This is a genomic window from Rhizobium sp. A37_96, from assembly GCF_053521765.1.
Map to the genome: position 1 here is coordinate 138178 of NZ_JBNWDS010000002.1, position 22909 is coordinate 161086.

The window sequence follows — 22909 nt, forward strand, 5'->3', positions numbered from 1 at the left end:
CGTTCTCCGGCCTGCCGGACTTAGCGCTCGACGGCCTTTGCCGTCATTCCCTGCTTGGCCTTGATGGCATAGTGCCAGCGCCGCAGCTGATCGCATGTGCGGAACCAGTGCGCCGTCAGCCGCAACAGCGAATGCCGCTTGACGGCCCGGTAGTGGACGCGTTTGCCGATCGTGGTGTCTGCGCGGTGTGGACTGAAATCGACCAGACCTTCGAGTGTCGTGAACGTCTCGACGCCCGTCGACCACCCCCGCTCCAGAGCGACGTCATAGGGAAGGATCATCGGTTTCAGCGTCGTCAGCAGCTTTTGGGCTGCCTTGCGGTTGACGATATAACAGGCTGCCGACCCCTGCGGGCCGTGCATACAGCGACCGATGATATCGTTTTCGGTGGTCCGACAGATCTGCTTGAAGCCGACGAGACGATGGTTGACGAGCTTGACCAGGCGGGTGCCCTGAACGCTTTCCATCGCGGCGATCGCGCGGGGGATCAGCCTTTCGTTGAGCTCGATGTCGTCTTCCATGATGATCGCCATCTTGTCGCCGCTGGCGACAAATTGCTCGAGCGCGAGCAGGTGGCTGCGATAGCATCCGTATTCGCCCGGCAAAAGCTTGCGGCCGTTATGATAGATGAACGAATGCGGATGGAAGTCGACGCGATCTTCGTCTGCGATCACGCGCCCATCGATGGCGGGAACGCGTGTAATGTGCAGGTCGTATTCCACGGCCTGGTTGCAAAGGCGCTTCCAGCGATCACGCGAACGATCGAGATTGATGACATAGATACGGATTTTCTGGGCGGCATCGCCCGCGATCTCAGAGCCGCCGGGACTCGGAATGCGATTAATCTGTTCGAGAATGACCGTTACTCCTGCAAACAGAAATCGCGTGGACACCAACTAATATGATATTTCTATAGTATATAACATATTCGTGACTTGTCGCAAATGGGTACTGCACGTTTATGTTGTATTTGCAGATAAAAGCATTTCCATTGGTGTAACGCAACGTGATCGGGCCGGCAGCCTCGCGCAGGCAGCCATTTAGGCGCGTTTTTGGTGATTGGGCGTTGGCGCGCATCGGCTGCGTTATTATATTTATGGTATGCGGCACCATGGTGTCGCCTTCGCAGGTAAAGGATCGTCGCAGGCCATGTGGATCAAATCGAAAATCGCCATTGCAGCTGTTCTCCTCGCGAGCCTTGCGCCTGCAGCGGCGTTCGCCGACAATCCGCTTCTCCCCAAGCCATATGTCGCTCCCGTCTATCCTTACAAGAACCTGCCGGGCGTGACGGCGCCGAAAATGGCGGCCGACGAGAAGTTTGAGTGCCGCACGACGACCCTTTATGCGGACTATTTCCGCGAGGGACTGTTCTATCGGAGCCTGCCGCGCCTCGGTTACGTTTGCGAGCAGGATGGCGTCATTTCCAGCAGCACCCGCAAGCCGAACTATAAATATTGGCAATATAACGGCCCGGGCAGATGATGCCGCGGGCAGCCTGCCGAAATAAACGGCAGCGCAATCAAAACTTGCGCGGCGTCAGGCTGACGTCGCGCAAGTTTTGATGATGGTCTGAAAATAAATTTCATGTTTTTGGTAAAATGCGCGAACGTCGTTGACGAATGCGAAAATTTGCCCCAAGATTACGAAAATAAATTACGTAATGGGAACTCAAAAGCATGCGAGTTGGAATCATTGGGCTGGGATTCCGCCTGGGATATCTGGGCTATGTCTTCAAGGCGATCGACGAGAGCTTCGAGATTGCCGGATATGTCGATCCGGAACCTGCGGGCCTGCCTGGTTTGATCGAGCAGGGCATTTCTGCCGGAAAAGCCTATGCGACGCCTCAAGAGCTGATTGCCAACGAAAAGATCGACCTCCTGATGATTGGTTCGCCGAACCACATGCATCTCGATCATATCCGCATCGGCCTTGAGGCCGGCCTCAAGATCTTCTGTGAAAAGCCGATCGTCACGACGATCAAGGACAGCATCGAACTCGCAAAGCTGATGGCGAAATTCGGCCATGAGCGACTGAATGTCGGGCTCGTCCTGCGCTATTCGCCCATGTATCGCGATCTTTTGGTCGCGCAGGCCGAGGGAAAGCTCGGCAAGGTCGTTTCCATCGAGGCATCCGAGCATATCGAGCCCTATCACGGCGCGTTCTTCATGCGTGATTGGCGCCGCTACGAACATTATTCCGGCAGCTTCATGCTGGAGAAATGCTGCCACGACCTCGATCTTTATAATGGCGTGGTCGGCGCGCGTCCGGAAAGGGTCGCAAGCTTCGGCGGACGCAAGAGCTTCATCCCGGAAAACGACCCGGCACGGGAGGGGATCAACGATCTCGAACTTTTCCATCGCAAGCCGAGCGGCTGGATGGGATCGGACAAGGTGTTCGACAGCGATGGCGACATCATCGACTATCAGGTCGCGATCGTCGAATATGCCAATGGCGTCGGCATGAACTTCCACACCAACCTGAACGTGCCGGACCAGTTCCGCCGTTTCGCCATCATGGGCTCGCGCGGCATGGCCGAAGGCGATTTCATTCGCGGTTATTTCAACGTGCATGAGATGCTCACCGGCAAGAAGGTGATCGAGAAGACCTATGCGACGCGCACGACGTTGTCGCAGCACTACGGCGCCGATGAGCAGATGGCCGCCGACATTATCGCGCATGTCAAAACGGGCCTGCACCTGCCGGTTTCGACCCAGAATGCGCTGGAAGCGGGAATTCTCGCCTTGTCGATGGACGAGGCGCGCATGAAGAAGACCGTCGTCGATCTCCGACCGATATGGGACGAGTTCGACGAGGCGCTTCATTCAAGAGCCGCCTAGGGAGGGGCGCAGGATGGGTGTTCAACGCAGCACGGTCATCTTCGCCTGGGTCCTGCTTTTTCCGGCTCTTCTTTACGTCACCGTCATCGTCGCCTATCCGCTGGTGGACACGATAATCCTGTCCTTCACCGACGCGTCGTTGAAGAAGGTGACGAATTGGGTCGGTCTGGAGAACTACGCCAAGATCTTCAACGACACCTTCGCCGGCGTCATTGTCCGAACCTTCATCTGGACCTTCTTTTCCGTGTCGTTCAAGATGGTTATCGGCACCTTGGGCGCGGCGCTGCTGAATTCCGCGGTGCCGGGCCGGTCGCTTTTCAGGGTGCTGACCATGCCGCCCTGGATCGTGCCCATGGCGATCGGCATCTTCATGTGGGGCTGGATGTATAACGGCCAGTTCGGCATGATATCGGGCCTGCTGCAGCGTTTTGGCATCGTCGGCAGTCCGGTCGCATTCCTGGCCTATGGCAGCTCGGCTTTCTGGGCAACGATCGTTACCGACGTCTGGATCGGCGTGCCGATGGTCACCCTTTACATGCTGGCGGCCATGCAGGCGGTCCCGCACGATCTGTATGAGGCCGCCTGGACGGATGGCGCCGGCCGCTTCTATCGCTTCCGCCGCATCACGCTGCCGCTGCTCGTGCCTTCCCTGGTCACCATGTCGATGCTCTCGTTGATTTCGACGTTCAATTCCTTCGACATCATCTGGATTTTGACTCGCGGCGGCCCGAACGGCGAGACGACGACGATGATTATCGACACCTATCGCACCGCGATCGGATCCTACAAATATGGTGAAGGCGCGGCCCGCGCGGTGTTGATCTGCATCTTCCTGTCGCTCTTCTGCCTAGCTTATTTCCGCCTGACCAGCCGCTTTTCCACGGGAGCCAAGCAGCGATGAGCCAGCCTTCGATGATCCATCGCTACAAGTGGTACGAGCTCATCGGCATCTATGCCGGGATCCTGCTGTTCCTCACCTTCGTGCTGGCGCCCTTCGTCGAAGGGTTCCTGGTCTCGCTGAAGCCGCTCAGCCAGCTTTTCTCTTCGCCCTACCGGTTCATTCCCGAAAATGGCTCTTTTGCAGCCTACCGGACGATGTGGACCAGCGTGCCGGGCTTCGGCTGGTACATTTTCAACTCGTTCCTAGTTTCCGGTTCGATCACCATCATCGTGCTCATTCTCGTGGTGCCGGCGGCCTACGCCTTCGCCCGCTTTGAGTTCAAGGGTTCGGGCTTGTTGCTGGGTGGTTTTCTGGCGGTGAAGATGTTTTCGGGCGCTGTGCTGCTCATCCCGCTGTTCCGACTCATGCGGTCCTTCGGCGTGCTGAACACCTATTTCGCCATGATCGTGCCGGGTGTCGCCTTCATCATCCCCACGGGGATCTGGCTGCTGCACACCTATATCAGGCGTATCCCGCGGGAGCTCGACGAAGCCGCTTATGTCGATGGCGCAAGCCAGCTCTATACCCTGCGTCGCGTTATCCTGCCGATTGCCATGCCTGGTATCGTCGTCGTCGCGATTTCCTCGTTTATCGAGGCATATGCGCAGCAGTTCATCTATGCTCTTACCTTCAACTCGAAGACTGAATACATGCCACTGCCGGTAGGCCTGTTTGCCTATTTCGGCCGGCAGGAGGTCGTCTGGAATGAGCTCATGGCCGCAAGTTTCGTCGGTATCACGCCGGCGCTGATCCTGATCTTCTTCCTGCAACGGTATCTCGTCAGCGGTCTGACCGCCGGCGCGGTGAAGCAATAAAACCAATCAACCACCAGAGAGAACGGGAGCTTAAACGTGACATTCCATTTCAAGACGGGGCTGCTTGCCCTTGCTTTGCTCGGCTCCACCGCGCTTGGCGTCGTGAACGCCCAGGCCGCCGACAAGGAAATCAGCTGGATCTATTGCGGCGACACCATCGATCCGATCCATGTGAAATATATCAAGCAGTGGGAAGACAAGAATCCGGGCTGGGCAGTCAAGCCAGAACTCGTCGGCTGGGAATTGTGCCAGGATAAGGCAACGACGCTTGCCGCTGCCGGGACGCCAGTCGCCATGGCCTATGTTGGTTCGCGTACGCTCAAGCAGTTCGCTGACAACGATCTGATCGTTCAGATCCCGATGACGGATGACGAAAAGAAGGCCTATTATCCCGGCATCGTCGATACTGTTACTATCGATGGTCAGCAGTGGGGCACGCCGATCGCCTTCTCGACCAAGGCGCTGTACTGGAACAAGGATCTCTTCAAGCAGGCCGGCCTCGATCCCGAGAAGCCGCCGACCACCTGGGCCGAGGAAATCGCCGACGCCAAGACGATCAAGGAAAAGACCGGCATCCCCGGCTACGGCCTCTCGGCCAAGACCTTCGACAACACCATGCACCAGTTCCTGCATTGGGTTTACACCAACAATGGCAAGGTCATCGACGGCGACAAGATCGTCCTCGACAGCCCCGAAGTTCTGGCAGCTCTCCAGGCCTACAAGGACATCACGCCTTACTCGGTCGAAGGACCGACGGCCTACGAGCAGAACGAAATGCGCGCCATCTTCCTCGATGGCAAGGTCGGCATGATCCAGGCCGGCTCCGGCGCCGCCGCTCGCTTGAAGGAAACGAAGATCAACTGGGGCGTGGCGCCGCTGCCGCTCGGTCCTTCGGCCAAGGGCCAGGGCACGCTGCTCATCACCGACAGCCTTGCTGTCTTCAAGGGCAGCGGCGTCGAGGACAAGGCGATCGACTTCGCCAAGTTCATCACGTCTCCCGGCCCGCAGGCGGAATACGAACTGCAGGGCGGCGCCGGCCTTACGCCGCTGCGCCCGTCGGCGCTGGTTGACGAGTTCGTCAAGAAGGACGCTTCCTGGAAGCCGTTCATCGATGGCATCGCCTATGGTGGTCCCGAGCCGCTGTTCAAGGACTACAAGGGCTTCCAGAACGTCATGATCGAGATGGTCCAGTCGGTCGTGACCGGCCAGGCCCAGCCGGCCGACGCGCTGAAGAAGGCTGCCGCCGACCTCGAGCAGTACAAATAAGCCTGCAAATCACCGGGCCGCGCGCAATGCGCGCGGCCTTTGGAGCCCTGCCCGCCAACCGGCGGCGCCGCGCGGAGACAGAGTTTGGGAAAGCTGCACCTTAATCAGGTCAAAAAATTCTACGGTCATTTCGAGGTCATCAAGGGCGTCGAACTCGACGTAACGGACGGTGAATTCATCGTCTTCGTCGGTCCGTCCGGCTGCGGCAAGTCGACCCTGCTGCGCATGATCGCAGGCCTCGATGAAGTGACCACCGGCGACATCATGATCGATGGTGTCCGCGTCAACGATCTGGCGCCCGTCAAGCGCGGTATCGCCATGGTCTTCCAGTCCTATGCCCTCTATCCGCACATGTCGGTGTTCGAAAACATCGCCTTCCCCCTGCGGGTGGAAAAGATGCCGGAAGACAAGCTCAAGGCCAAGGTCGAGCACGCCGCCCGCATCCTCCATCTCGATCAACGCTTGCAGCAGAAGCCGGGTCAGCTTTCCGGCGGCCAGCGCCAGCGTGTCGCCATCGGCCGTGCCATCGTGCGCGAGCCGAAGATCTTTCTCTTCGACGAGCCGCTGTCGAACCTCGATGCCGCGCTGCGCGCCGACATGCGCATCGAGCTGGCGAAGCTGCACCGCCAGCTGCAGGCGACCATGATCTATGTGACGCACGATCAGGTCGAGGCCATGACCATGGCCGATCGCATCGTCGTACTGAACGCCGGCGAGATATCGCAGGTCGGCGCCCCGCTGGAGCTTTATCACAAGCCGGCGAATACCTTCGTCGCCCGCTTCATCGGCAATCCCAAGATGAACTTCCTGCCTGTGACCTGCACGAACGTCAGCGATGCGGGCGTGGAGATCGATTACAAGGGCCAGAAGGTCGTGTTGCCGGTGACCCCGCGCGCAGGCGCGGTCGGCAAGGCGCTGACGCTCGGTATCCGGCCGGAACATGTCCAGCTCGGCGATGGCGATCTCAGCTTGACCATCGTGCCGACGGTTGTCGAACGTCTCGGTGCTCAAACCGTTGCCTATGCCACGGCGGATGGCATCGACGAGAATTTCTGCGCGACTTTGCCCGGCAGCGCTGCCATCCGCATGGATGCGCCGATCAAGACAGGTATCCGCATTGGCGATTGCCACCTCTTCGACGAAAGCGGCGAGGCTTTCGAGCGGCGGGTGGAACTGACCGAAATCGACATGGAATTGCTGAACCAGGCCGCCTCCTGACGGGAGGCGGTTGCCGGGCCATCCTCGCCCTTCGACACGTTCAGGGTGGGGATGGAGCGAATCTGGTCCTCGATACGCCTTACCGCTTTTTGGCTACGGCATAGAGGATCAGCCCCCATGGCGAGGAGGCCCGAAGGGCCGTCTCGAACCACGAGGGCGGATTGCCCGAAGCAGCTACCAGACCAGGCCGCGAGCTGCCACGTCTTCGACGCGCGTCACCACGCCATCACGATGAAAGACCATCTGGTCGAAGAGGTTGGAAACGACGCAGGTGTGGTTGGGGATGATGCGGATCTTGTCGCCGATCCGTGGGCGAGGGCCGGCGCACTTCGACAGGTCGATGACGCCATGCTCTTCCGAAAGCCCCTTGATGACGGCGTCGGGATAGCCGACCACCTGACCATAGTCGGCAAAGCCGAGAAGATCCGAGGTCAGAGCCTTCGAGCCGGCATCGATGACAGCGCGGTCCTCGGTCGGCCTCGAGACGACGGTGGCGAGGATATGCATCGCGCAATCCTCTTCCCGGCAGTGGCCCGCGCGCACCATCGAGCGGTCGTTGTAGATGTAGGTTCCGGCGCGATGTTCCGTCGCTGCGGTCACAAGATGCGCGTCGAAGAGGCTGGGCGTGCCGCCATTGCTGACGATCGGGCACTCCACGCCATCCGCCTTCAGGAGCTTTACCGCTTCCGACAGGAATTCCTGCGTCGCGGCGGCATTGTCCGGCTTTGGGTAGGTCATGAGGCCGGCAAAGGCGAGCCCCGGCTTGCCGGCGATGTATGTGCCGAGCCTTGCGGCTTCCGCCGGCGATTGCACGCCGCAGCGCGCGCCGCCGGTATCGCATTCCACCAGCACCGTCAGCGGCTTGCGCGCCGCAAAGTAGCTGGAGAGCCCGTCGACGGTGACGGCGCTGTCGGCCACGACCTTAAGGCCGGAAATGCGATCGTTGAGCGCCGAGAGGCGAACGAGCTTCTCCGGGCCGAGAATATTGAAGGTAATCAGGATATCTTCGAAGCCCGCGTCGGCGAAGGCTTCCGCTTCGGTGATCTTCTGGCAGTTGATGCCCTTGGCACCGGCGGCGACCTGAGCGCGTGCGAGCGCGGGAATCTTGTGCGTCTTGATGTGCGGGCGGAAGTTCAGGCCGTGCTGATCCATGTAGGACTGCACGCGCGCAATGTTTCCGGCCAGTCGGTCCTCGTCGATGATCGGGCGCGGGGTCGATAGTCCTTCGATCCGGTCGCCAGGCTTGGGGCTGATTTCCGAGGCGATGTCATGTGCCATCTCAGGCGTCTTTCCGTTCTTCTGCAAAGGGATCCGCCACCATCGGCCAGATATCCTTCCGCGCGCGGCGATAGGGCGTGCGCGCCGGATTGTTGGGATAAGGCGTTCCCGCGGAGCAGTAAAGGATCTGCGCCGCGATCTTGGAGAAGGACGCGTAGAAGTGATTGGTCGATTTGATCACCAGGATCTTCTTGGTCGCCGGCTCGATGCCCATGACGGAGAACAGGCTCGGATCGAAGCTCTGGGCGCGCGTCGAATTCAGTATGATGTCGATACCGTCGAGCTGGATATGCGCGGCATCGCCGAACGGCGCAAAGCTCTCGCCGAAGCGCATCTCGGCGTTGGTGACGAGACGGACGATCTTGACATGACCGTCGATGGGATTGCCCGTGCCCGGCGCGGATTTCGCACCGAAGCGCAGCGGGATTTCCGCACCTTCGCCGGCCGCCATGCAGATCTGCACGGCCATGGGATCCCAGATCGTGCCGATCGCCGTGTCGGTGGCGCCGCGATCGAGCAATTCCTGCAGGACGACCGTCGCATCCCCCGCCGTGCCGCCGCCGGGATTGTCCCATAGGTCGGCAATGACAACCGGGCCGGAGGTTGCGGCCATCGCCTCGCTCACCGCCTGCTTCTCGTCGATCTGCGGCATGATGAAGGTGCCGCGTTTCGAAAAAAGCTCGAGACCGAGCTCCCGGCCGATAGCGGAGCCCTTATCTGGCTTGTTGTTGGTGACGACGAGCAGTTTCGTCCCCATTTCCGGCACGTCGCCGGCCATGAAGCCGTGAATGACAGAAATCGACAGGACGTCGGCATCGCTCTTTTCCAGCGCCATGATCTTGTCGACGAAGGAGCGCATGGGCTCGCGCGACGTCGGAAAGACATCGATCATGCGGCAGTCGAAGACGGACATGACCGGCTCGACGCGGCCTTCCAGCGTATCGATGGCAATACGCCAGAGATCTTCGGCGCGATCGACGAAATCCGTATGCGGGAATTCCTTGAAGTAGACGAAGAAATTCGCGGCGGCGAGGCGCTTCCCTGTCAGGTGGCTGTGCGGATCGAGTTCGGCGCAGACCAGGATATCCGGCCCCACGATCTCGCGGACGCGCGACAGGAAATCGCCTTCCGTATCCTCGTAGCCATCCGCGACCATGGCGCCGTGCAGCCCGAGAACGACGGCGTCGACCGGCATGGCGGCCCGCAACTGGTCGAGAATTTCGTCCCGCAGGTCCTCATAGGTCCGGCGGTTCACCAGGCCGGCCGGATCGGCCCAGGTGGCCGTGCCCTCGATCACTTCCCAGCCCTTTTGAGCGGCAATGCGCCTGCCGACGGTAATCGGGGCGGAACACAGCGTCGGCGTTTCAGGATGCATGCCGGGGGGTGCATAGAGAGAGGCTTCGAAAGCACGCCGGTCGATGCAGATGGGAGAGAAGGTGTTCGTCTCGGTCGCGAGGGCTGCGGTGAAAATGCGCAATGCTGTCGCCTCTATTCCATGGGGTTCGGCAGGTAACCGGTGAAGCCGCAGATTTTCCAGCGCCCTTCATGCAGGCGGCAGTAATAAAGAGTCTGCCATTTCATAACGTCGGTGCTGCCGTCCGACTTCTTCAGGCTGCCATCGAACTTCTTGCGCACCAGGGCCATGTCGCCTTCGATCTCGATGTCTTCGAGCGTCGTCGTGGTGAAGATGGCCGTGCGCGGATCCTCGGCGAAGGACTGGGTGGCGAAGTCGCGGGCCTGGCGCAGCCACTCGTCGCGATAGGCTGATAGCGTCGGGAAAGCGAGGCGCCACTTGTCCGGGCTGACGTCACGCTTGCCGTCGATGCCGATGAAGCCCTCTTCGACGAAATCGCCCGCGACCATCGACCAGTCGGCGGCAAGAAAAGCGTCGATGTCGCGCGGAACGAGCATCTCCCAGATCGAATGCCGGGGCGTATCGCTGGCAGGGAAGGGATTCTTGAAAGGATCACGCATGGTAACAGCCGCCATTTAAATTCTTTTCATAATTTACGATTTTCACTGGTCAAATTCTGCTTTCTATGGTCATTTGTCAACGTATCAAGAAAATAATTTGCAGGAACCGCATGGTGGCCATCACATGTCAAGGTTCCCGCCGAATGGGAACGAATGACGCGCCGCATCCGCCCGCAAGCCTGTCCACGGGTGCTGGCGGAAATGGTGAGATTGAGATGGATCGCGTCGCTGCCTACGTATCATACGTTTGCAAAGCAGCGACAAAGGGGGGCTGATGGATATCTTCACGACCATGCAGGACGAGAGGGGCCGGCTTTCGCAATCGGAAATCCGCATCGCCGATATCGTCCTCAATGATTTCGAATTCGCGGTCAATGCTTCCATCATCGAGCTTGCGGGCAAGGCGGATGTCTCGCCGCCGACGGTGACGCGCTTCTGCCGGCGCCTGGGCTGCGAAAGCTTTTCCGATTTCAAGGTGCAGCTTGCACGCACGGCCTATGTCGGCATGCGCTATCTCAAGCCGGAACCGAAGAGCATCGCGCCGGCCGACGTCGCCCAGGACATTATTACCAAGGCGCAGAACGCACTCTTCCTGCTGCATCGCGGCCTGGATGTCGATGCTATCGAGCGGGCGGCCAACCGGCTTGCCGGCGCGGAGATGATCTATGCCTTCGGCTCCGGCGGCAATTCCTCGATGATCGCCAACGAGCTGCAGAACCGCCTGTTCCGGCTTGGCCTTCGCATCACCGCGAGCTCCGACCACAGCATGCAGCTGATGATGGCGGCGGCGGCCAAACCGACGGACGTGCTGATCGGCTCCTCCTTCTCCGGCCGCAACGCCGAGCTGGTGCGCGCCTTCATGCTGGCGCGCGAGGCCAAGGTGCCGACTATCGCGCTGACGCAGAGCGGAAGCCCGGTGGCGAATGCGGCCGAGATCACGCTGCCCGTCGATCTGCCGGAAGGAGACAATATCTATCGGCCGACATCGACCCGCATTGCCTATCTCGCCGTGGTGGACATTCTCGCCAGCCTGATCGCCTACCGCATCCAGCCGCAAGCCACGGTGACGTTGCGCCGCATCAAGCAGCAGCTCGTCACCCATCGCGACGGCGACGACCGCCAGCTGCTCGGGGACTGAGGCCGTTTCCGCGGCGGGCACGCAAAAACAACGACAGGGCGGCGGGCCTTCGCCGTTCGGGGACTTAATCGAAGGAACACCATATGAGCAAATCCGTTGCCATCGTCACGGGGGCGGCCGGCGATATCGGCCGTGCCATCGCAAAGCGCCTGTCGGATGACCATGACGCCATCCTGCTCGTCGATATCGACGAGGCGGCCGCGCGGAAGGCGGCGGAGGCGCTCGGCCCGGCGGAGCGTTTCGTGGCACTCAAGGCGGATATCACCAGCGACGTCGATGTCGCCGGCATGGCCGGGGCCGCAGCGGATTTGGGCGGGGTGAAGACGCTGGTCAACAATGCCGGCGCTGCCCGTGCCGTCAGCCTTCACGATACCACGCCCGCAATATGGCGGGCCGACAATGCCCTCAATCTCGAGGCGGCATTCCTGTGCTTCCGCGCCGTCGAGGATCTGCTGAAGGCGTCGAAGGGGTCGGTCATCAATATTGCGTCGGTCAACGGCATGGCCGTCTTCGGCCATCCGGCCTACAGCGCCGCCAAGGCCGGCCTCCTGCATTTCACCCGGTTGGTCGCCGTCGAATACGGCAAGTTCGGCATTCGCTCGAATGCGGTGGCGCCCGGCACCGTGCGCACCCAGGCCTGGGAAGTGCGTGCCGCTGCAAACCCGAATGTCTTCGAGGAGGCGAAGCGCTGGTATGCGCTGCAGCGCGTCGTCGACCCGGTCGATGTCGCCAATGCCGTGTCCTTCCTCGCAAGCCCGCTCGCTTCGGCCATAACAGGCGTCTGCCTGCCCGTCGATTGCGGCCTGACGGCAGGGCAGGCGGAACTCGCCCGCACCTTCTCCCAATCCGATCACTACTGACGCTCGTTGCCAAAGAGGAACATGATGCAGCCGTCCTCCTATCATCTCGAAAACACCTGGTCTCCCGAGGGCGGAAAGCATGGTCGACTGACCCTGACGCTTTTCAATTTCTCGGATGCGCCGCTTGCCGACTTTCGTCTCGCCTATACGACGCTGACCCGCTTCATCGATCCGCAAGCCTGCGACAACGCCGTCTTCGTGCGCCGCAACGCCAATTTCCATGAGTTCGCACCGCCGGCCGGCGTGTCCATCGCGCCCGGGGAGAGCTGGACGTTCACGGTTTCCGCTCTTCACCGGATTGCGCGGCATTGCACCGATGGCGCCAAGTCCGCCTACGTGACGCTGGCGGATGGCACGCATGTCACGGTCTTCACCTCGGACCTGCTGCTTGCCGATCGCGCCAGCGAGCCGCCGCCCGTGCTGCTGCCGGAAGGCAGGCTGGAGCTTCCCTACGCCATCCAGCCTTGGCCGGCGGCGATCGACGTCAAGCCCGGCGAGGACTTTCCGGTCGCGCTCTATCCGGCCAAGGGCTCGGACGCCGCAAGCGTAAAGGCGCTGGCCTCGGCGCAGGCGCTCTTCCGCCGCCTGTTTCCTTCCAATCACATTCCCTTCAGCCTCATAGCCGCCCCACAGGGCAGGGCGCTGCGTTTCGTCGAGCGGCCGGCGCTCTCCAGCGAAGCCTATGAGCTTTCCTTCTCCGGCAATGAGGTCGTGCTTTCCTTCTCCGCCGCTTCAGGCCGCCTATATGGCTTGACGACGCTGGCGCAGCTTCTGGATGGCGCGCGACGCGAGCCGGGCAAGTTCCGCTTTCCGGTTGCGGGCGTGATCGCCGACCAGCCGCGCTACGGCTGGCGCGGCTGCCATCTCGACGTATCCAGGCAATTCACTCCCAAGGCGGATGTCCTGCGCCTGCTCGACATTCTCGCCTGGCTGAAGCTCAATATCTTCCATTGGCACCTGACAGACGACGAGGCCTGGCGGCTCGAGATCCGCGCCTATCCGCAGCTGACCACCACGGGCGTGCTGCGCGGACCGGACGAGCCGCTACTGCCGCAGCTCGGCAATGCCGCCGAGCCGGTTGGCGGCTTCTATTCGCAGGCCGATGTCAGGGAAATCGTCGCCCACGCCACCGCGCTCGGCATCGAGGTGATCCCGGAGATCGATATCCCCGGCCACAGCACCGCGACGCTTGTCGCCCTGCCTGACCTGACGGATGGGCAGGAGGCGCCCGACAGCTATCACTCGGTCCAGGGGTATCCGAATAATGCGCTGAACCCGGCGATCGAGCTCACCTATGAATTCCTGGCCAAGGTCTTCGATGAAATGGTCGAGCTCTTCCCGTCCGAATATATCCATATCGGCGGCGACGAGGTCGCCAACGGCTCCTGGCTCGCATCGCCGCTGGCGCGCAAGCTGATGGAGAAGGAGGGCCTTTCGGGGACATTTGCGCTGCAGTCCTATTTCCTGAAGCGTATCAAGGCCATGCTCACCGAGCGCGGCCGCAAGCTTGCCGGCTGGAACGAAGTCGCCCATGGCGGCGGCGTCGATCCCGAAAGTACGCTGCTGATGGCCTGGGAAAAGCCGGAGGTCGGCATCGAGCTGGCGCGCGAGGGCTATGAAGTCGTCATGACGCCGGGCCAGGCCTACTATCTCGACATGGTGCAGGCCGACGCCTGGCAGGAGCCGGGCGCGAGCTGGGCAGGCACCGTGCCGCCGGCCCACACCTATGCCTACGAGGCCGAGGGAGATTTTCCGGATGAGCTGAAGCACCTGATGAAGGGCGTGCAGGCCTGCATCTGGCAGGAGAACTTTGTCTCCCGCGACTATTTCAACCGTCTCGTCTTCCCGCGTCTGCCGGCCATTGCCGAAGCTGCCTGGACGCCGAAGGCACAGAAGGATTGGCTGCGCTTTGCCGCCATCGTGCCGCTCAGCCCGAAGCTTTAGGGTTATCGCCGGAGGCTGGTATCGGCCGCCGGCATCCGATTACGCCCGAGGCCGCCGAAAGTTTCTTTCGGCGGCTTTCCTATGCCGATAGGGGGAAAGCGACGGCCGGAAGACTGCATCGTTGCCGCCTTGTCGAATTAGCTGGGCTCAGACGGTTCCCATGTCGGTCGGGAAGAAACCTGCCCAGGCCATCACCGCCATGGCCGTGATGACGAGCAGATACCACATGCTGACGTAATCCCCGACCAGCCGCCGGTTCAAGGCGGCAAAGAGAAGAGCAACGCTGAAGGCAAGCCAGAGCAGATTGCAGACGTGGTTCATTTTGTTGTTCCCCTTATTCGCCTTACCCTCCCTGCCTGAAAGGTTAACCGCATGGAGATGCGGGAGGTAGCGCGGTAGCGGGATGGAGGTCTGCGCAAAACGGGAAGCGCAGACGGATCCGTCAAATGGCCTGGCGGCTTTCGCGACAGCGCGTCGTATCGCGGCGGATTCGCCGAAACGCTAAGAAAATCTTAACGCCATGCCGACAACCCGGGAACATCTCGGCACCGCTCTTCGTTATTGCATCACGGTGTGAGGCGAGGAGTTGAAATCATGGACTATTATACGACGATGGCCGCGTGCGCCGGCACCGGTTCCTTTCTGATCGCAGCGCTTGTAGCGCTCTACGGATGAGGAGCCTTGCCATGGAACATGGTGATTGGAACAATCCCGTCATACTCGAACTCGGCCGCGCCGGTCATTTCGCGATCATCACCAACGCGCTCGATGCGGCGAACTGCATGAGCGAGGAGTGGCCGCTGAATAGCGGGCCTGCGGTAGACGAGGCTGTGCTGGTGTGCCTCGATGCCGTTCTCGGCAAGGCTTCCGCCGAGGAGGCGCGGGAAGCTTTTCTGGAAGCAGTGCGCGAAGCCGGGCTTAGCGTCAGGCCGGACTCCGAAAGCCTTCATTAGGTCGGTCGCATCAGTCGCGGTGTGTCCGGCCCCAACTGCCGGGCCGAAATCGCTCCCATCGAAGATGCTCAGATTATCCAGAAGATCAGGCCGAGGATCACGATCACCGCGAGGATGAAACCCATCATCCGCCCAAGCCCTTCGTTGACGTTGCCGTCGCCGACGATCAGCTCATACCAGTCGCGCTTTTCACTCATCGAAGGTCCCTCGAGTTCCCTCCCATTAGGGTCCCGGTTATCTCGACAGTCAATGATTTATAGGGGTTGAGAAACAGAAGGCGAGGATGCGGTTCCTGACAGGCCGGCGCCGGGTTCGGTCGCCCCGAATTTCTCAAATCGTTTGCCGATTACGCAGGCTGATCGCATCTTTCAAAACCAGTGTCCACCGCGCCTCCGGCGAACCGGAGTGCGTATCACGAACACTGCTATGTTTTGAAATAATTGAGAAATCCACGTTTCTCAAAAATGGAATGGTGCCCAGAAGAGGACTCGAACCTCCACACCCTTTCGGGTACCAGCACCTGAAGCTGGCGCGTCTACCAATTCCGCCATCTGGGCGACGGACACGCATGTAAGGGGGTGGCCGTCCGGTGTCAACAGGGTTTTTGAAGTTTTCGTGTCAATCGTGAAAAAAGCCGTTCAAGCATGGGTCAGAGCCGGGCTGCCGCCCATGCTTGAATCAAGCCAAGTCCCTGTTCCAGCAAGGCCTTTGCCTCGCTTTCGCTGCTCGATTCGACATAGCAGCGCATTTCCGGTGCATTTCCGGAAGGACGGAAATGGATGATTCGGTTATCCACAAGCGCAACCCGCAGTCCGTCGATATCGCTCGTCGAGGCGACGGCTGCGACGGGCTTGAGAAAATCCGCGAGATTGGCGTCGGAGGCGCGCAGATAGGCCATCAGCGCCGCGCTGGTTTCGACCGGAAAATTCTCGAGGCGGTCGGCGGCGGCAAAGGGCAGGCGGTAGCTGCCGGCAACGGCCGAAAGCGGCTTGCCTGCCTTTGCGGCGGCATGGAGCGTCGCCAGGATCGGCAGAAAGCTGTCGCGGGTCGGCAGCGGGTCGAAGGGTTTGCCTTCGACGCTGAAGCGGCTGGCCGTCAGCGTGCCGCCATTGGCCTCGAAGCCCATGACATTGGCCTTTCCGGCGGCAACGGCCTCGTCCATGCCCGCGATCACGTAAGGAGAGCCGACGCGGGTGCGGGTGACGGCATAGGGGCCGGCTGCTTCGATACCGGAATTGGAGGTGACCGGGGTGACCACCACGTCGGCGCCGAGGAAGTTGGCGGCGATGAGGCCGAGCAGATCGCCACGCAGCGGCTCGCCGGCTTCGTCTGCCACCAGCGGCCGGTCGCCGTCGCCATCGGCGGAGACGATGGCGTCCAGTCCGTGCTCCGGCGCCCAGCCCTTCATGAGGCGGATCGTGTCGGAAGAGACCGCTTCGGTATCCACCGGAATGAAGCTTTCTGAGCGGCCGAGCGGCACCACGCGGGCGCCGTAATGCGCAAGCACCTGGCCGAAGAGATCGCGCGCCACCGTGCTGTGCTGATAGACGCCGATGGTGAGGCCGGCAAGGCTGCCTGATGGCAGCAGGCTCTTGTTGCGGTCCAGGAACAGCGCTTCCGTCTGTGCCGTACGGTTTTCCGCCTCGGCCGGCGTTTCGTCGAGCACGGAATCGCCGATCGCCAGCGCTTCCTCGCCGATCGCCACTTCGTCGCGCTTGTCGATTTCGCCGTCCGGCCGGTAGAATTTGATGCCGTTGCGGTCGGCGGGGATATGCGAGCCGGTGATCATCAGCGAGGCCGCTTTCAGCTGCAGCCCGTAAAGCGCCAGCGCCGGCGTCGGCAACGTGCCGCAGTCGATCGGCGTCAGGCCGGCGCGCCGCAGCGCGCCGATGCAGGTGGCGGAGATCGCCGGGCTCGATTCGCGAAAATCGCGGCCGACCAGAACGAGATCGCCGGGGTTGGCGTGGCCGCTCTTCAGCAGGTAGTGGGCAAAGGCCGTCGCATAGAGAGCGGACGCCCGTCCTACCAGGTCTGCTGACAGGCCGCGAAGGCCGCTGGTGCCGAATTTCAAGCTGCTCACAGGCGATCTCCCTTGGAATGCTCCTGATGTTATGAAGTAAGGTGCGTTGTCGATCAACTCATCGAGAAGAGCGGTCTGCCCGCATTGGTAACACTGGTTTTGCGGTCTCTGCGACCTTAGATAGATGGGAGCTGCCGTGAAAAGATACCGTTTCACCGCAGGCAGGACAGGAGTTCGTCATGGCTGTTTTCGGCAGGATCGCATCTGGATGCGCTCTCGTACTGGCCTTGTTGTTGCAGGCGGATTTCGCCGCGGCGGCCTCGAATCCTCCGAAGATCGTCATACAGCCGCGCAGCACGAATTCCGTCATCTGCGATTCGCGGGGCTGCTTCGGGTTCGGGGAGCGGCAGTTCTACACCCGGCCCGGCCAGCCGCTTCCGATTACGCCGCCTTACAATGGAGGCGTCAATCGCTACGACGCGCCGCGGATTCAAATTCCGCCGCGCGAAACCTACACGCCGCCCAGAGCGGTCTATCCTTCGCCGGCCCAGCAGCGCACGCGGCATCAGATGTGGTGCTCCGAACGCTACCGCACTTACAATCCGGGCACCAACCTTTATTCCACGATCCATAATGGCTTCCGGACCTGCCACTCGCCTTTCGACTGAAGGTTCGGCAGGGGGAGGGCGGCTCAGCTTTCCAGCGACGCGCGATCCGTGTGGCCAAGATCGCGGTCGGGGTCGATGATATCCCGCACCCGTTGCTTCAATTCCTTCGGCCCCGGGAAGCCGCCGTCGCGCTTGCGTTCCCACAGGAGCTCGCCATCGATGCGGATTTCGAAGACGCCGCCGGTGCCGGGGATCAGCGCCACCTCGCCGAGGCTGTCGGTAAAGGTCTGCAGCAGCTCCTGCGCCATCCAGCCGGAACGCAGAAGCCAGTTGCATTGCGTGCAGTAGAGAATGGTGATCCGGGGCTTGTCGCTCATCGTATGATCCTCGCTGTTTGCTGACATTTATGCTCAACTTTAATCGGCTGCAAGTCAGGGCGGTTTCGAGAAAAGTGCAAGGGGGTTTTCCCGCCCGGAATTGCGGAAAGACAAGCAGACAGAGCGATTTGGCGGCGCAGTGAAACGCGGAACCAGCTCCGGGCTCTTGCCTGACGCGTCTCCACATGCTCATGTCTGGCCGGACTATCGTTTGGGGATTATCGGAATGCGCGTCGCCATTGTCGAGAACATGAACAACACGCCGCTCGGTGCCCTCGGCATCGCGCTCGAGGAGGCGGGGGCAGAGATAAGATTGTTTCGTCCGTGGGATGGCGAGGCGCTGCCCAACGACACGCTATCCTACGACGCGCTGGTCGTGCTCGGCGGTGAACAGAGCGCGCGCGACGATGAAACCCACCCATACCTGCCCGAACTGGCGCGCCTGATGCGCCGTTTCGAGCGCGACGACAAGGCGGTGCTCGGCATCTGCCTCGGCAGCCAGCTCCTGGCGCGCGCCTACGAGGCGGAAAACCTTCTCGGCACCGCTCACGAATTCGGCTGGAAGACCGTCGGCCTCACCGAGGAAGGCAGGGCGGATGCGTTGCTGGCCGATGTCGGCGACGAATTCACCATCTTCGAATGGCATTCCGATACCTTTGCCTTGCCGGCGGGCGCCGTGCACCTGGCAACCAATGGGGTGACACGGAACCAGGCCTTCCGCATCGGCCGCGCCACCTATGGCACCCAGTTCCACTTCGAAGCCAACGCCGCCGTGGTCGATCGCTGGCGGAGCGAATTCCAGGAAACGATCGAGCGCAAGGAACCGGGCTGGCTGGAGAAATATCCGGAGCTTGTCGCCAAGCACGCCGCGGCGGCGGAGACGGCCGGTCTCGCCATCGCACGGGCTTGGGTGCGGACGATAGAAGCGCAAGTGGAACGTCCTCAGGCGGCAGAGGCCTGAGGACTGGTAAAGGCTTTCAATGATCAGGCAAGGCTCAGCGATCCGGTGGCGTCCTGTGTCGCGTCGCCAGCCTTGGAAGACGGGAGAGAAGGACATTATGAGCACGATGGAACTACCCAGCGAAGGCCGCTGCCGTTGCGGGCAGGTGCGTTTGAAGATCAGCGCCAAACCAATGGTCACCATGGCCTGCCATTGCACAGGCTGCCAGCGCATGACGGGCGGCCCTTATTCGCTGAGCGCCGCCATCCCCACGGAGGGTTTCGAGGTAACGGAGGGCGAGCCTGTCATCGGCGGCCTGCATGGGGATATCATCCATCACTATTTCTGCCCGCATTGCATGAGCTGGCTGTTCACGCGGCTCGAGGGCGTCGACTCGTTCGTCAACGTCCGCGCCACCATGCTCAACGACGTCAGCTGGTACGCACCCTTCATCGAGACCTGGACGAGCGAAAAGCTCCCCTGGGTGACGACGCCCGCCAGGCACAGCTATGCCGCGCTGCCGGCCATGGAAGACTATGAAGGCTTGATCAAGGAGTATATGGCCGGGAACTAAGGTCAGAAGCCCTGGAAAAGAAAGTCTGTTGCGGCGGTAATCTGATCGCCGTGCGAGCTCAGATCGATGATGAACTCCCCGATCTCGATAAGGGGGATTGCCGCCATCAATTGTGTCGCCATGACGTATGGCTTGCCGTTGATTGTAAATTGCGGATTGAGCCTTGCCATTGGCATTGAGATATTCTCTGCGCGAAGCAGTGGCGCCATCATCCGCGTGCTTAGCCCTGCTAACAGGTCTGACTGAAGATCCAGAGTGAGCGCTCGGCTCTGCTTAAGGCCATAGACATGAACCTTGCCATCAGAACTGCCGATATTTTCCAAACGGCAGGCCGTGTTTTTCAACATAGGCATTGGCTTGTTCGATAGCCTCTGCATTTTCCAAAAGCCATAGGCGCTCGCGCTCAGCCTTGATGGCGCTTGCTATGCCCTCTTCGGCGGCACGCGAAATATTGATTTTCAACTCGCGTGCGTCTGAAACCAACCTCTCGTCGAGGGATAAGTTTGCAGCCTTTCGGGTTGTCTGGATCATGAGGCGCTTCTCAAATTATGCGCAAACTATATGCGCATAATTTGCCTTTGGTAAGAGCCTCACTCGTCCCCCATCTTCAGCGCGGCGATGAAGGCCTCCTGCGGGATTTCGACCTTGCCGAACTGCCGCATGCGCTTCTTGCCTTCCTTCTGCTTGTCGAGCAGCTTGCGCTTGCGGGTGGCGTCGCCGCCGTAGCACTTGGCGGTCACGTCCTTGCGCAGCGCCTTCACCGTCTCGCGGGCGATGATGCGCCCGCCGATGGCGGCCTGGATCGGGATCTGGAACATGTGCTGCGGGATCAGGTCCTTCAGCTTCTCGCACATCACGCGGCCACGCTTTTCGGCGGCGGAGCGGTGTACGAGCATGGAGAGCGCGTCCACCGGCTCGGCATTGACGAGGATCGACATCTTGACGAGATCGCTTTCGCGATAGTCGGTCAGGCTGTAGTCGAAGGAGGCATAGCCCTTGGAGATCGACTTCAGGCGGTCGTAGAAGTCGAAGACGACTTCGTTGAGCGGCAGGTCGTAGGTGATCATGGCGCGGTTGCCGACATAGGTCAGCTCGGTCTGGATGCCGCGGCGGTCCTGGCAGAGCTTCAGGATCGAGCCGAGATAATCGTCCGGCGTCAGGATCGTCGCCTTGATCCACGGCTCGCGGAATTCGGAGATCTTGACGACGTCGGGCATGTCGGCCGGATTGTGCAGCTCGATCTCGGTGCCGTCGGTCATGGTGAGCTGATAGACGACGGACGGAGCCGTCGCGATCAGGTCGAGATTGAATTCGCGCTCCAGGCGCTCCTGGATGATTTCCAGATGCAGCAGGCCGAGGAATCCGCAGCGGAAGCCGAAGCCGAGAGCGGCCGATGATTCCATCTCGAAGGAGAAGCTGGCGTCGTTGAGGCGCAGCTTGCCCATGGCGGAGCGCAGGTCTTCGAAATCGGCGGCATCGACCGGGAAGAGGCCGCAGAACACGACAGGCTGCGCCGGCTTGAAGCCCGGCAGGGCCGCGGCCGTCGGGCGCTTGTCCTCGGTGATAGTGTCGCCGACGCGGGTGTCGGCCACTTCCTTGATCGAGGCGGTGATGAAGCCGATCTCGCCCGGGCCGAGGCTGTCGACCGCAACCATCTTCGGGGTGAGAACGCCGACGCGCTCGATCTGGTATTTTGCGTCCGTGCCCATCATGCGGATGGTCTGGCCCTTGGTCAGCGTGCCGTCGATGATGCGCACCAGAACCATGACGCCGAGATAGGTGTCGTACCAGCTGTCGACCAGCAGCGCCTTCAAGGGCGCCTTTTCGCCGCCCGGGCTCTTCGGCGCCGGCAGCTTGTGGACGATGGCTTCGAGAACGTCGGGAATGCCGAGGCCGGTCTTGGCCGAAATCAGCACGGCGTCGGAAGCGTCGATGCCGATCACTTCCTCGATCTGGTCCTTGATGCGGTCGGGTTCGGCCGCCGGCAGGTCGATCTTGTTGAGGACGGTGACGAGCTCGTGATTGTTGTCGATCGCCTGATAGACGTTGGCGAGCGTCTGCGCTTCCACGCCCTGCGATGCGTCAACGACGAGCAGCGAACCCTCGCAGGCCGAGAGCGAGCGCGAGACTTCATAGGCGAAGTCGACGTGTCCGGGCGTGTCGATCAGGTTGAGGATATAGGTCTCGCCATTGTTGGCCTTGTAGTGCAGGCGCACCGTCTGGGCCTTGATGGTGATGCCGCGCTCGCGCTCGATCTCCATGTTGTCCAGCACCTGCTCCGACATCTCGCGTTCGGCAAGGCCGCCCGTCGTCTGGATCAGGCGGTCGGCCAGCGTCGATTTGCCGTGGTCGATATGGGCCACGATCGAGAAGTTGCGGATATGCGAAAGCGGAGTGGTGGAATTGGTGCTCATGCGCGCCATATAGCAGCGCCGCCCCGCGCCGCAAAGCGGAAAAGCGGGGCTTTGGCGGCTATCTTCACGCTATGTTAGCCTTTTCCGACCCGCCGTCGATGAATGTCGGAGCGCTCTTGATTCCATCATGAGATCGCGTATTTCTCATATAGTGGAATTATGAAGTGCGAGACATCGGTAATGGCGGATGATGATCTGGAATTGGCGATCGGCGCGCGCATCAAGGAGTTGCGCATCGCCCGCGGTCTGACGCTGGACGAACTTGCCGATGCCTCATCCGTCAGCCGCGCGATGATCTCGCGCATCGAGCGGGCGGAGGCGAGCCCGACGGCTTCGCTGCTGTCGCGGCTTTGCGCGGCGCTCGGCCTTTCGCTTTCGGCTTTCTTTGCCGAGGAGGACGAGGAAGTGTCGCCGCTTGCCCGCCGCGATCAGCAGGCGATCTGGCGCGACCCTGGAACCGGCTATGTCAGGCGTGCCGTCTCGCCGCCGGGAACGGGCTCGAAGGTCGATGTCGTCGAAGTCGCCTTCCCCGCCGGCGCGCGGGTCATCTTCCCGCCGAACACCGCAAGCCTCGGCATGACCCAGCATGTCTGGCTGTTCGAGGGCGAGATGGAGGTGACGCATCGCGATGTCGTCCACCGCCTGATGCCTGGCGATTGTCTCTTCATGGGCGTGGGTGACGGTCACGCCTTCCATAATCCCGGCGAGGTGCCGGCGCGCTACGGCGTCATCCTCGACCGTGGGCGCTCATAA

25 protein-coding genes and 1 tRNA gene are annotated in these 22909 nt (G+C 61.2%); 14 read left to right on the forward strand and 12 right to left on the reverse strand.

Going from position 1 to position 22909, the window contains the following annotated elements; translation table 11 throughout:
* Window positions 1–20: 20 nt before the first annotated feature.
* Window positions 21–893 (reverse strand): glycosyltransferase family 25 protein, encoded by an 873-nt coding sequence (locus ACQZ6J_RS07055; protein ID WP_449082990.1) that lies wholly within the window; start codon window positions 891–893, stop codon window positions 21–23.
* 256 nt (window positions 894–1149) lie between these two features.
* Between ACQZ6J_RS07055 and ACQZ6J_RS07060 the strand changes: the two genes are divergently transcribed.
* The 6 genes from ACQZ6J_RS07060 (at window position 1150) to ACQZ6J_RS07085 (ending at window position 7076) form a co-directional block, all read left to right on the forward strand.
* A complete protein-coding gene (locus ACQZ6J_RS07060) occupies window positions 1150–1482 on the forward strand; it encodes a hypothetical protein (protein WP_163985033.1) in 333 nt (110 codons plus the stop codon).
* A 194-nt stretch (window positions 1483–1676) separates the two neighbouring features.
* Window positions 1677–2837, forward strand: coding sequence for a Gfo/Idh/MocA family protein (locus tag ACQZ6J_RS07065; RefSeq protein WP_163985032.1), 1161 nt, complete (start codon window positions 1677–1679; stop codon window positions 2835–2837).
* Window positions 2838–2850: 13 nt separating this feature from the next.
* Complete coding sequence (locus ACQZ6J_RS07070; RefSeq protein ID WP_163985031.1) at window positions 2851–3738, forward strand: carbohydrate ABC transporter permease; 888 nt, start codon at window positions 2851–2853, stop codon at window positions 3736–3738.
* Window positions 3735–4592, forward strand: coding sequence for a carbohydrate ABC transporter permease (locus ACQZ6J_RS07075; protein ID WP_163985030.1), 858 nt, complete (start codon window positions 3735–3737; stop codon window positions 4590–4592). Before ACQZ6J_RS07070 ends, ACQZ6J_RS07075 begins: the two co-directional genes overlap by 4 nt.
* Window positions 4593–4628: 36 nt before the next feature.
* A complete protein-coding gene (locus tag ACQZ6J_RS07080; protein WP_163985029.1) occupies window positions 4629–5858 on the forward strand; it encodes an extracellular solute-binding protein in 1230 nt (409 codons plus the stop codon).
* Between the two features lie 84 nt (window positions 5859–5942).
* A complete protein-coding gene (locus ACQZ6J_RS07085; protein WP_163985028.1) occupies window positions 5943–7076 on the forward strand; it encodes an ABC transporter ATP-binding protein in 1134 nt (377 codons plus the stop codon).
* A gap of 174 nt (window positions 7077–7250) precedes the next feature.
* Here the strand turns inward: ACQZ6J_RS07085 and ACQZ6J_RS07090 are convergent, their stop codons facing one another.
* The 3 genes from ACQZ6J_RS07090 to ACQZ6J_RS07100 are packed head-to-tail and all read right to left on the reverse strand — an operon-like array spanning window position 7251 to window position 10328.
* Complete coding sequence (locus ACQZ6J_RS07090) at window positions 7251–8354, reverse strand: D-TA family PLP-dependent enzyme (protein WP_449082994.1); 1104 nt, start codon at window positions 8352–8354, stop codon at window positions 7251–7253.
* 1 nt (window position 8355) lies between these two features.
* Window positions 8356–9831: a M81 family metallopeptidase gene (locus ACQZ6J_RS07095; RefSeq protein WP_163985026.1), complete on the reverse strand. Its 1476-nt coding sequence runs from the start codon at window positions 9829–9831 to the stop codon at window positions 8356–8358.
* Window positions 9832–9842: 11 nt separating this feature from the next.
* Window positions 9843–10328 carry a hypothetical protein gene (locus tag ACQZ6J_RS07100; RefSeq protein WP_163985172.1) on the reverse strand — a complete coding sequence of 162 codons (486 nt, stop codon included), beginning with the start codon at window positions 10326–10328 and terminating at the stop codon, window positions 9843–9845.
* Window positions 10329–10602: 274 nt separating this feature from the next.
* Between ACQZ6J_RS07100 and ACQZ6J_RS07105 the strand changes: the two genes are divergently transcribed.
* The 3 genes from ACQZ6J_RS07105 to ACQZ6J_RS07115 all read left to right on the forward strand — a co-directional run bounded on the left by ACQZ6J_RS07105 (window position 10603) and on the right by ACQZ6J_RS07115 (window position 14270).
* Entirely contained in the window at window positions 10603–11466 is an 864-nt protein-coding gene (locus ACQZ6J_RS07105; protein WP_163985025.1) for a MurR/RpiR family transcriptional regulator, read from the forward strand.
* 83 nt (window positions 11467–11549) lie between these two features.
* Window positions 11550–12326: an SDR family oxidoreductase gene (locus tag ACQZ6J_RS07110; protein WP_449082997.1), complete on the forward strand. Its 777-nt coding sequence runs from the start codon at window positions 11550–11552 to the stop codon at window positions 12324–12326.
* Window positions 12327–12350: 24 nt separating this feature from the next.
* Window positions 12351–14270, forward strand: a complete 1920-nt coding sequence (locus tag ACQZ6J_RS07115) for a beta-N-acetylhexosaminidase (protein ID WP_449082999.1) — start codon at window positions 12351–12353, stop codon at window positions 14268–14270.
* A 147-nt stretch (window positions 14271–14417) separates the two neighbouring features.
* Here the strand turns inward: ACQZ6J_RS07115 and ACQZ6J_RS07120 are convergent, their stop codons facing one another.
* Window positions 14418–14591, reverse strand: coding sequence for a hypothetical protein (locus ACQZ6J_RS07120; RefSeq protein WP_163985022.1), 174 nt, complete (start codon window positions 14589–14591; stop codon window positions 14418–14420).
* A gap of 365 nt (window positions 14592–14956) precedes the next feature.
* Here ACQZ6J_RS07120 and ACQZ6J_RS07125 point away from each other — a divergent pair, with 365 nt between their 5' ends.
* Window positions 14957–15223, forward strand: coding sequence for a DUF982 domain-containing protein (locus tag ACQZ6J_RS07125; RefSeq protein ID WP_163985021.1), 267 nt, complete (start codon window positions 14957–14959; stop codon window positions 15221–15223).
* Window positions 15224–15291: 68 nt separating this feature from the next.
* Here the strand turns inward: ACQZ6J_RS07125 and ACQZ6J_RS07130 are convergent, their stop codons facing one another.
* The 3 genes from ACQZ6J_RS07130 to ACQZ6J_RS07140 all read right to left on the reverse strand — a co-directional run bounded on the left by ACQZ6J_RS07130 (window position 15292) and on the right by ACQZ6J_RS07140 (window position 17303).
* Window positions 15292–15420 (reverse strand): hypothetical protein, encoded by a 129-nt coding sequence (locus ACQZ6J_RS07130; protein WP_281411016.1) that lies wholly within the window; start codon window positions 15418–15420, stop codon window positions 15292–15294.
* Window positions 15421–15693: 273 nt separating this feature from the next.
* Window positions 15694–15780: transfer RNA gene (locus ACQZ6J_RS07135), tRNA-Leu, on the reverse strand.
* A 92-nt stretch (window positions 15781–15872) separates the two neighbouring features.
* Entirely contained in the window at window positions 15873–17303 is a 1431-nt protein-coding gene (locus ACQZ6J_RS07140) for a phosphomannomutase (protein ID WP_449083002.1), read from the reverse strand.
* 179 nt (window positions 17304–17482) lie between these two features.
* On the opposite strand from ACQZ6J_RS07140, the gene ACQZ6J_RS07145 reads away from it, so the two are divergent.
* The gene (locus ACQZ6J_RS07145; protein WP_449083004.1) at window positions 17483–17911 is read left to right on the forward strand and encodes a BA14K family protein; all 429 of its coding nucleotides are present in this window, start codon (window positions 17483–17485) and stop codon (window positions 17909–17911) included.
* A 23-nt stretch (window positions 17912–17934) separates the two neighbouring features.
* On the opposite strand, the gene ACQZ6J_RS07150 is transcribed toward ACQZ6J_RS07145, so the two are convergent.
* Window positions 17935–18228 (reverse strand): Rdx family protein, encoded by a 294-nt coding sequence (locus ACQZ6J_RS07150; RefSeq protein ID WP_153367239.1) that lies wholly within the window; start codon window positions 18226–18228, stop codon window positions 17935–17937.
* A 226-nt stretch (window positions 18229–18454) separates the two neighbouring features.
* Here ACQZ6J_RS07150 and ACQZ6J_RS07155 point away from each other — a divergent pair, with 226 nt between their 5' ends.
* Window positions 18455–19189, forward strand: coding sequence for a type 1 glutamine amidotransferase (locus ACQZ6J_RS07155; RefSeq protein ID WP_449083006.1), 735 nt, complete (start codon window positions 18455–18457; stop codon window positions 19187–19189).
* A 97-nt stretch (window positions 19190–19286) separates the two neighbouring features.
* Window positions 19287–19742, forward strand: coding sequence for a GFA family protein (locus ACQZ6J_RS07160; protein ID WP_449083008.1), 456 nt, complete (start codon window positions 19287–19289; stop codon window positions 19740–19742).
* A 2-nt stretch (window positions 19743–19744) separates the two neighbouring features.
* Here ACQZ6J_RS07160 and ACQZ6J_RS07165 read toward each other — a convergent pair whose 3' ends face one another.
* From ACQZ6J_RS07165 to lepA, 3 genes are read right to left on the reverse strand one after another with little or no spacing between them, the layout of a single operon-like run.
* A complete protein-coding gene (locus ACQZ6J_RS07165; RefSeq protein WP_449083010.1) occupies window positions 19745–20089 on the reverse strand; it encodes a CcdB family protein in 345 nt (114 codons plus the stop codon).
* Window positions 20043–20273: a type II toxin-antitoxin system CcdA family antitoxin gene (locus ACQZ6J_RS07170; protein ID WP_449083012.1), complete on the reverse strand. Its 231-nt coding sequence runs from the start codon at window positions 20271–20273 to the stop codon at window positions 20043–20045. The genes ACQZ6J_RS07165 and ACQZ6J_RS07170 overlap by 47 nt, the downstream gene beginning before the upstream one ends.
* Before the next feature lie 59 nt (window positions 20274–20332).
* Window positions 20333–22165 carry a translation elongation factor 4 gene (gene lepA / locus ACQZ6J_RS07175; RefSeq protein ID WP_163985015.1) on the reverse strand — a complete coding sequence of 611 codons (1833 nt, stop codon included), beginning with the start codon at window positions 22163–22165 and terminating at the stop codon, window positions 20333–20335.
* A 171-nt stretch (window positions 22166–22336) separates the two neighbouring features.
* On the opposite strand from lepA, the gene ACQZ6J_RS07180 reads away from it, so the two are divergent.
* Complete coding sequence (locus tag ACQZ6J_RS07180; protein WP_449083014.1) at window positions 22337–22909, forward strand: helix-turn-helix domain-containing protein; 573 nt, start codon at window positions 22337–22339, stop codon at window positions 22907–22909.